The organism is Paenibacillus hemerocallicola (assembly GCF_006265175.1).
GTDB classification, from domain to species: domain Bacteria; phylum Bacillota; class Bacilli; order Paenibacillales; family NBRC-103111; genus Paenibacillus_AB; species Paenibacillus_AB hemerocallicola.
In genome coordinates, this window is record NZ_VDCQ01000051.1 from 48,450 (window position 1) to 57,407 (window position 8,958).

Genomic DNA, 8,958 nt, shown 5'->3' on the forward strand with positions numbered 1-8,958 from the left:
ATTGACGGATTACGATAGGATCGCAACCTTTTGCACATCCGGCAAAGAAAGGCGGGGGTATAAAAACGACATGAACAACCATTGGAGACGGCTGCTAACGCGAGTCCGGCTTGTCCGTCCCGCGCATACGGAAGCACCGGAACAGCCGCTCGGTATAAAGCCGAACAAACCCGCTAGCCGGAGCGGATTCCGGCTCCGGTTCGGCGACGGATGGACGGCCGGCCTGTTTTTGGCCCCGAGCCTGCTCGGCTTCTCCGTCTTTTTCCTCATTCCGTTCGGCATCGGGTTTACGTATTCGCTAAAGGATGCGCCGATAGACGGCTCGTTCGTCGGACTGAGCAACTATACCGAGCTGCTCGGAAACGAAGTATTTCGCCGGGCCGCGCTCAATACGCTGCTGTTTACTTCGGTCAGCGTGCCGCTGAATATGCTTCTGTCGCTGCTTCTCGCGATGATGCTGAACCGCGGCATTTATATGCGGAACTGGTTCCGGATCGGCTTTCTCGCTCCGCTCGTCATTCCGGTCGCCTCCGTCGTGCTCGTCTGGCAAGTGCTGTTCGACTTGAACGGCAGTCTGAACGGATGGCTGGGGGCGCTAGGTTACGAGCCGAAAGACTGGATGGAGAGCGGCATGGCTTTCTGGGTCGTCGTCGTCGTTTATTTGTGGAAAAACGTCGGCTACAACATGGTGCTGTTTTTGGCCGGGCTGCAAAACATTCCGGCCGACTATTACGAAGCCGCTTCGATCGACGGGGCGGGCCGGTTTCGAAAGTGGCGTTCCATTACGATCGTCTGCTTGACGCCGACCTCGTTCTTCGTCTTCATCATGTCGATCATCAATTCGTTCAAGGTGTTTCGCGAAACGTACATGATCGCCGGGGAATACCCGCAGGAGCGGATTTACATGCTGCAGCACTACATGAACAACATGTTCAAATCGCTGGACTACCAGAAGCTGACCAGCGCCGCATTTCTGATGGCGGTCGTCATCGTGGCGCTCGTGTTCGTCCTATTCAGGGTGGAGAGGCGTTTCGCCAAATCGCTCGGATAAAGATCGGGGAAGGAGGGGGACCTTGCAGCCGGATATGGAATCGACTTCCGCGGGCGCATACGGGGTTAAACGGTTCGGACAAGGCCGGAAATCGAGGCGGAGGATCGGAGCCGGGGTGCAGAAAGTCATGCTTACGGCCATATTGCTCGGATTGTCCGCATTGTTCATATTTCCGATCGTCCTGACGCTCACGAATTCGCTGATGGCCGAGAGCGAAATTTCCGTCAACTTCTATGCGATATCGAACAATAAAGAAAACGCCGACGACCCGCGCGTCGCGGGTACATACGTCAACCTGAAATGGATTCCCGACAAGGTGACGCTCGCGCAATATTATGACGTACTCGTCAAAAAGCAGCAGTTTCTGATCATGTTCTGGAATTCGGTCCGCATCGTCGTCCCGATTATTATCGGACAGCTGGCGGTAGCGGCATTGGCGGGATACGCGTTCTCCCAGCTCCGGTTCCGGCTGAGGGAGCCCATGTTCTTCGCATATATCGTGACGATGCTCATGCCGTTCCAGGTCACGCTCGTCCCGAATTTCATCGTCGCGGATAAGCTCGGACTGCTGAATTCGTATATGGCGATCGTGCTCCCGGGCATATTCGGAGCGTTCGGGGTATTTCTGATGCGGCAGTTCATGCTCGTCGTGCCGTACAGCTACATCGAGGCGGCCCGCGTGGACGGGGCCGGGCATATCCGCATTTTCACCACGATCGTGCTTCCGATGTGCAAGCCGGGAATGGCCGCGCTGGCGATACTCGCGTTCGTGGACAACTGGAATATGGTGGAGCAGCCGCTCATCTTTCTGCAAGATCCGATGAAGCAGCCGCTGTCGGTCTATTTATCGGTTATCGGAGAAGGCGAGCGGGGCATCGCGTTCGCGGCGTGCGCCATATATATGGCGCCTATGCTGCTCATCATGCTGTACGCCGAGCAATACTTGATCGAAGGCATCCAGCTGTCCGGCATCAAAGGCTAGAAGATCAGAACGATATACAGAAACGGAGGAGAACGATCGGTAATGGAGACGGTGGATAGTATGCCCCAGTCAACAGGCTCGTCCCGGAGAAAACGGACCGTCGGCAACGTCATCGCCGCGTTCGCTCTCTTGATGGTTACGCTCACGCTGTTTTCCAATACGCTGCTCAATTTCTCGCTGCCGCAGGTGACCGTCGAGAAACCGGCTCCCGGCTTCTTGTCTCACGAGGTGACGGGCACGGGAACGGTTGAAAATGCCGAAGTCGCGGAGCTGAATCTCGATACCCGGCTGACCGTCGATCAAGTGTTTGTCAAGGTCGGGGACTATGTAACCGCGGGGCAGACGCTCGTCACGTTCAGAACGGAGGAAACCCGCGACTCCTTGCTGGACGAAGAAGCCCGCTACGAGCAAAAAAAGCTTTCGATCGGCAAGCTGCAGGACAATTTGATCGAAGCGAAGAAAGCCGGCAACGAGCTGCAAAGCCGGTCCATCGAACGCGATTTGACCAGCGCCGGGCTGGAATTGCAAATTCAGGAACGGAAAATCAGGCAGCTCCGGGCGAAGCTCGCGGAAGGGGCGAAGCTCGTATCGACTGTTGACGGGAAGGTCGTCGAATTGAACGCGACGGAGGGGCTGGTCCCGCAAACGGGCCGCGCGATCGCACGCGTGACGGATCAATCGAAAGGGTACAGCTTCAAAACGACGATCGATGCTACCAAGGCGAAGTATGTAAACGTGGGAGACGAGGTGGACGTTATCGTCGCTTCGCTCGGCAACGCGAGAGTGAAGGGCAGGCTGAGCGAGGTGAACGATCCCGTGTCCGGCACGGGCGGCCAGTCGACCGGTTCCGGTTCCGCATCGGAGCGCAAGGAGCTCGTAGTCGAATTGTCGGATACCCGGCTGAAGGGCGGAGAGTCGGGCGAGCTGTTCGCGGCCAAACGGATGCCGCAGTCCAGGCAGCTCGTATCGAACGCGGCCGTACGCGAAGACGATAGCGGCAAATACGTGCTCTTGCTGAAGGAGAAAAAAGGACCGCTCGGCAACGAATTTTACGCTCAGCGGGCTGCCGTCACAATCGGGGATTCGGACGACGGTAAAGCGTCGATCGAGAGCGGAGTCACCATGCACGATCAGCTGATCGTGTCGAGCAGCAAGCCGATCGGCGAAGGAGATCGCGTCATGATGGCGCAGTAAGGAGGAAGTCGGCATGAAGCGGACGCGTCTGACGTCATGGATCGTTTTCGCCGGGGTGCTGCTGCTGGTCGCCTGCAGCGGATTATCCGAATCGCTGCTGGCGGAGTGGCGGCAGGAGAGCGGCGAGAAAGGACTCGGCAAGCTCGCAGTCGGCGTCGATCTGGCCGCAGACCCGACCGGCTCGGCGGGCTTGACGATCGCGGAAGCCGACAAGCTTGCGGGCAAGTGGGAAGGGGCAGTCGCCTATTCCGCTCGGAAGCTGTCGACGGTTGCCGCAGGGGAGAAAAGCGTCTCCGCGGATGTGATCGGTGTCGGAGGGGCTTATGCGAGCTTCTCGAATATTTGGCTGTACCGCGGCGGCCTCATTACCGAAAATTCGATCGCGGAGCATTCCCGCGTCGCCCTCGTAAGCGCCGGGCTGGCGGAGCGGCTGTTTGCCGGCCGCGATGTTGTCGGAATGAGCTTGCGGCTGATGGGATCGACCTTTACGATCGTCGGCGTATACGAACAGCAAGGAACGATTCTGGATTGGATGACGGATAACGGCAAGCCGGACATGCTTATTCCGATTACTACGATGGTCGAACTGGACGGAGCGGTCAAGGTGGCCGCGATCGAGCTGGAAGCGGGCGCAACTACGGCCTTGACCGGGACCTCCGATGTCCAGAAAGCTTTGACGGGGATCGGCAAGCAGCCCTCCCGATACAAAATCGTCAATTATGTCGCGGAGCGGAATTGGGTCGGCCAGAAGCCGAAGCTGCTGCTCGCCGCCGCAGGAGTCGCGGCTTTGGTGCTGTGCGCGCGGCTCGTCTTCGGCCGGATCAAGCGGTCGGCCGGACTTATGCGTCGGGGAACCGCCGCAGATGATTGGCCGGATGCGGTTCGGCGGTACCGGAAGGAGCTTGCCTTCGATACGTTCGCTATCGTTTCACTGGCCATTTGCGCAACCGGCGTGTGGCTCGCGATCCGTTACAAGTTTTATATTCCGGCCGAGCTCGTCCCCGACGTGCTCATCGATTGGACGTTTTACCGCGACATATGGCTGGAGTGGTGGCGGGAGCAAGTAAATGCAATGGGTTATGTCGCTTCCCCGGGCGAGCTTATGTACGAACGCGTGAATATGCTCGTGTCCCGTCTTACGGCCGTCGGCATTTTGCTGGGATTGCCGCTGCTATGGATCGGCACGCGAGAATGGTCGATGCTCCGGCTCGCGGCGGATCGGCGTATCGTCCGTTTATCGCTTTATTTCGTCGTCGCTCTATTTATTGCCGCCGCTGCCGCACGATGGGCAGGTACCGATTACGAAGTGCGCTGGCGGGAGCTTGTCGTGCTCGGAAGTTTGTTCGGCTTGGCCGCACTGGCGGTACCGCCGGCAGGAAGCCCAACTACCATTCGAAAGGGTGAAGGCAACGATGTGGAACAAAACGTTTAAAACCGTGATTGCGAGTGGAGCCATTTTGTCGATGGCCGCGCTGTCTGCTTGCGGAAGCAGCGGCGGCACGAAGCCGGAAGGAGCCGAAGGAGCGGCTGCGGCGGATAGCGGCAAGCCCGCGGCGGGCGGTCCGACGACCGTTACGCTGTCGGTTATGACGTCCAACCGTTTTCTGGAATTGGCCAAGCAGAAATTCGAGGAAAGCCATCCGGACATCAAAATCGAGATCAAGGAAACGGTCGCCGCCCCGCCGTCCGACGGCAAAATGATGACGGTCAAGGCCGGAGAGAAGCCCGATCCGAAAAATTTGGAGAAATTCGTCACGACGGTCAATACGGAGCTGATGAGCGGGAAAGCGTCGGACATCATCGTGACCGACGGGAGCTTTCCGTACAAAAAATATGCCGACAAGAAGCTTTTGGAAAATATCGGCGATTTGATGAAACAAGACTCGACTTTCAAACGGGACGACTATTACACCAACATTTTCGACGCGATGGTTTACAAAAACGCGATCTATGCGCTGCCGGCCAAGCTATCGCTTAATTGGCTCATAGGCAACAAGCCAGCTCTCGGCGGAGCCGCCATCGACGATGCGAAATGGACCTGGAAAGATTTCAAATCCATCGTCGAGCCGCTCACCCATGACGCCAACAAGGACGGGGTGCAGGACGCCTATGCTCTCGTCAATACGGATGCGGCGGCGCTGTTCTCCTGTATGGTCAATTCGGGCTTTGGCCAGCTTATCGATTGGTCCGGGAAAAAATTCGACACCCAGTCGTTCACGGACATGCTGAAGCTCAGCAAGTCCATGGCCGACGCCAAGCTCGTGACGAAGGAGGGAATGGACCGTTCGACCGTGCTGTTCAACAGCTTCTCGCCGAAGCAATACGAGGACATGGTTCTCATCTTGCAAGCGCAGTTTGACGGAAAAGGCGCATTGTACAATGTACCGGGCTTTAACGACACGCGCGGCCTTTCGTTTACATCCGATGCGCTCCTCTCCGTGAACGCGAAGTCGAGCCATAAGAAGGAAGCGTGGGAATTCATCAAATTCATGCTGTCCGAGGAGATGCAGCAAACGCGCGACCTGGGCGGCTTCGCGGTCAACAAGAAAGCGAGCCTGGCCCGCCAGGAGCAGTTGAAGGAAATCGGAGCGGGCAACGGCAAGATGCAGATGAAACTGATGAACAAGGACGGTACGGAGTTAAAGCTTAGAACCCCCGAGCAGCATGAAATCGACCGGATCGAAAAAGCGTTGAACAACGTCCGGCTTTATGCGGAAACCGACCCGAAGGTAATTGCCATTATCGAGCAGGAAACGGCTTCGTATTTCACCGGACAAAAGTCGGCAGAGGATGCGGCCAAGTCGGTACAGAACAAAATCAATACGTATTTGCAGGAATAAGGTGACGGACCCGCGGGCGACTGCGGGTCTTTGTCGTGTCGGGTGCAGCAGGGGAACGTTCCGTCGGGATAAAGTGCCGCTGCGCCCTTCATCCATTAGCCGTAACGCCGTTCGGGTAATGAAATACGGTTCATAAATAGCAAGTAAGGTTCACTGTATCATGGAACGATGATGAAATTATTAGGATCTCCTCATTACATCTACCCCGAAGCATGATATAAAATGAGCCTATACCGACGATCAAATGAAAGGAGACTGCACACCGATGGTGCCGAATACTGTGGAAAAAACGATGAGCCTGCTTGGCGATGCACTCGAGGCGAGAATGCCCGGATGGATCGAATCGGTGTACGTCTATGGCTCCGTGGCGCTTGGCGCATACGTCGAGCATTCGAGCGATATCGATTTTATCGCGATCGTTCGCGGCCGACCGGACTCCGGGCACATCCGGATGGTGGAAGAAGCGCACGAGGAGCTGGAGCGGGCGATGCCCGGCTCGGATATTATGGGGGCGTACTTGACCCGCGAGCAGTTGGGCCAACCGGCGGCCGAAATCGGCGCCGTACCGGCCTATTTCGAGAAAAAGCTGCATATCGACGGAAAAGGGACGGACTTGAATCCGGTCACTTGGTGGATTCTCAAACGGAACGGCATATGCGTCTATGGCAGGGAAATCTCATTTGCCTTCGAGACTCCGACGGAGCCGCTCATCGATTATGTGATCCTCAATATGAACAGCTACTGGCTGGGGTGGGTGAACCGGTTGGCCGCCCGAATCGAGTCGACGGACTCATCGGAGCGGGACATTACCGCCGACAGGGTCGACAAGGCGGTCGAATGGTGCTCGCTAGGGATGCTCCGGCAGTTGTATACGATTCGGGAACGTGACGTTACGAGCAAGCTGGGCGCCGGCGAATTCGGTCTAAGAGTGATGCCGGAGCACTGGCATCCTTTGATCCGGGAAGCGATGGCCGTCAAGCGCGGAGAGCCGGATCGCCACTACGCGTCGCAGCGGGATAGGCTGCGGGAGCTGGTGGAGCTGTTGCGGCATATCCATTTGGAATGCAATCGCGGCATTTAAAGTGAAGAAGCCCCCGGCCCGAATTGAGGAAGGGGGATAGCTTCGTTGGGAGTGTTTCTGGCGAGAAACACTCCCATTTGCTTCTACTGGCGCCACTATCGTTTCGCCGCAGGCAGTTCTCCGATGAAGTAAGTCCCGGACGCTTCGTACGTTTCGCCCGGTTGGACCGTGTGGTTGTCGTACACTTGCGGATACAGCTTCTGGATCGATTCGTTCCGGTGCTCCAGCCATACGACGGAGCCGCTCCTGCGACGTCCGGCTTGGCCGTACCGGAATGTGGCGGCGATATCGCGGACCGTCATCGCCGCGATCGTGTCGTGCTCGCCATCGGGTCCGTCCGGCGTATGTACGACCGCGTAGCTCAACGAACGATCGTCCTCGATCAAGTTCGTTTTGCTCCGGTCCGTCGCCGTAGCCTCGTAAACATGACCGAGACCGGTAGCCAGCTTGTCGATAAACGTGCCGACTGCGGGAAACATCATGCCGTAGCCGGCCGCTATGGACACGGGACGCAGCCATCTGATGACGGAATGGACAGACACCCCGTTGCGATCGACGGTATGCGTGCAATCGATTTCTGCGAGCGGAGCGGAAGGCTCGTCTGGATGGACGCCGATCATGCGCTGCTCGATCCGGACGGATTGCACGGGACGGAAAGCTTCGTCTTTCGTCCAGTCGGCATTCTCGTCGTCGTCGAAAAAGATGCGCTGCGATATCGCGAAAACCGTTCCGACTTGGTTATGCTCGGGCAGCCATTGATGCTTGCAGCCGGAATCCGCAGGCGAGACGCAGATGGCGTATTCCTTGTTGCTCCATGGCTGCAGTATGTCGAACCGTTTGACGGCGGCAAAGCCTTGTCCGCCGGTGGTAAGAGCGACCGGCTCCAAATCGGAGACGGCCCCGTTCCGGAACAAGATGAAATCGTCGTTGCGATTTTTGCCGAAGCCGTAATGCGCGCAGCGGCTCCCTTTGAATGGAACGAGCACTTCGGCGATACGGTCCCCCGTCACCTTCGCGTATAGTGTATCGGGAGTGTCATTATGCTCCTTGAGCAGTTGGACGAAATCCGTTTGCTCCGGTCCGCCGGATTCGATAGAGGTGGAGGCGATCGTTTGGCCAATTAATGGCGAAGTCGAATTGTTCACGTTAACATCACTCCTTTGCGTCTATCATAACCTCTTTCGGAACAAGTTTCCATATAAAGTATATGAGAGGTAGTTGGAAGGAGAGGTAGTTGGAAGGAGAAGTAGTTGGAAGGAGAGGTAACTTCCATCCTCTTCCGGCCGCAAATGGAAAACGTACAGTTATTTTTCGGATACAGAGCCGTTCACATCGGATAAATGGAAAAAGTACATTTATTTATCCCGATATGGCGCATCACCCCATCATACCGGCGAAATAACTGTACTTTTTCCAGTTCAAGTTTGTTTTCGACGATCGAAGACAATTTTAGATGCATGTTTTCCATCTATTCTCCCCATCTATTCGTCTCCATCTATTCGTCTGTCGGACGGATGCTCCAACCATTAGATCCGTTACGCTGGGGGAAAGGAAGCGCGGGAAATATGGACGAGACCAGCAGCCGAGAGTATTGTGGTAACCGCTTCCAAAAATTCTGTTCGTTACTGTCACTTCTTGTCTGGATCAAGGAGCATACGCCATCATGTACCGGAATGTGCTTACGTACCAGAATATGCTTGCGTACCGGAATATGCTTACGTACCAGAATATACTTGCGTACTGGAATGTGCTTGCGTACCGGAATGTGCTTGCGTACCGGAATGTGCTTGCGTACCGGAATGTACTTGCG

7 protein-coding genes are annotated in these 8,958 nt (G+C 56.4%); 6 read left to right on the forward strand and 1 reads right to left on the reverse strand.

The window, feature by feature from the left end; all coding sequences use genetic code 11:
* Nucleotides 1-70 precede the first annotated feature (70 nt).
* The 6 genes from FE784_RS28310 (at nucleotide 71) to FE784_RS28335 (ending at nucleotide 7,148) form a co-directional block, all read left to right on the forward strand.
* Complete coding sequence (locus FE784_RS28310; RefSeq protein ID WP_139605615.1) at nucleotides 71-1,051, forward strand: carbohydrate ABC transporter permease; 981 nt, start codon at nucleotides 71-73, stop codon at nucleotides 1,049-1,051.
* Between the two features lie 127 nt (nucleotides 1,052-1,178).
* Nucleotides 1,179-2,033 (forward strand): carbohydrate ABC transporter permease, encoded by an 855-nt coding sequence (locus FE784_RS28315; protein ID WP_246132229.1) that lies wholly within the window; start codon nucleotides 1,179-1,181, stop codon nucleotides 2,031-2,033.
* A gap of 42 nt (nucleotides 2,034-2,075) precedes the next feature.
* On the forward strand, nucleotides 2,076-3,227 hold the full coding sequence (locus FE784_RS28320) for an efflux RND transporter periplasmic adaptor subunit (protein WP_139605616.1): 1,152 nt from the start codon (nucleotides 2,076-2,078) through the stop codon (nucleotides 3,225-3,227).
* Nucleotides 3,228-3,240: 13 nt separating this feature from the next.
* Nucleotides 3,241-4,659, forward strand: a complete 1,419-nt coding sequence (locus tag FE784_RS28325) for an ABC transporter permease (RefSeq protein ID WP_139605617.1) — start codon at nucleotides 3,241-3,243, stop codon at nucleotides 4,657-4,659.
* Entirely contained in the window at nucleotides 4,640-6,067 is a 1,428-nt protein-coding gene (locus FE784_RS28330; RefSeq protein ID WP_139605618.1) for an ABC transporter substrate-binding protein, read from the forward strand. Before FE784_RS28325 ends, FE784_RS28330 begins: the two co-directional genes overlap by 20 nt.
* A gap of 265 nt (nucleotides 6,068-6,332) precedes the next feature.
* Nucleotides 6,333-7,148, forward strand: a complete 816-nt coding sequence (locus tag FE784_RS28335) for a nucleotidyltransferase domain-containing protein (RefSeq protein WP_176706582.1) — start codon at nucleotides 6,333-6,335, stop codon at nucleotides 7,146-7,148.
* Between the two features lie 95 nt (nucleotides 7,149-7,243).
* Here the strand turns inward: FE784_RS28335 and FE784_RS28340 are convergent, their stop codons facing one another.
* Nucleotides 7,244-8,293 (reverse strand): hypothetical protein, encoded by a 1,050-nt coding sequence (locus FE784_RS28340; RefSeq protein ID WP_139605620.1) that lies wholly within the window; start codon nucleotides 8,291-8,293, stop codon nucleotides 7,244-7,246.
* Between the last annotated feature and the right edge of the window lie 665 nt (nucleotides 8,294-8,958).

What these genes read in the sequence shown, in the direction of transcription:
- FE784_RS28310 (WP_139605615.1), top strand. Translation starts at nt 71, where the DNA reads ATGAACAACCATTGGAGACGGCTGCTAACGCGAGTCCGGCTTGTCCGT.
- FE784_RS28315 (WP_246132229.1), top strand. Translation starts at nt 1,179, where the DNA reads ATGCTTACGGCCATATTGCTCGGATTGTCCGCATTGTTCATATTTCCG.
- FE784_RS28320 (WP_139605616.1), top strand. Translation starts at nt 2,076, where the DNA reads ATGGAGACGGTGGATAGTATGCCCCAGTCAACAGGCTCGTCCCGGAGA.
- FE784_RS28325 (WP_139605617.1), top strand. Translation starts at nt 3,241, where the DNA reads ATGAAGCGGACGCGTCTGACGTCATGGATCGTTTTCGCCGGGGTGCTG.
- FE784_RS28330 (WP_139605618.1), top strand. Translation starts at nt 4,640, where the DNA reads ATGTGGAACAAAACGTTTAAAACCGTGATTGCGAGTGGAGCCATTTTG.
- FE784_RS28335 (WP_176706582.1), top strand. Translation starts at nt 6,333, where the DNA reads ATGGTGCCGAATACTGTGGAAAAAACGATGAGCCTGCTTGGCGATGCA.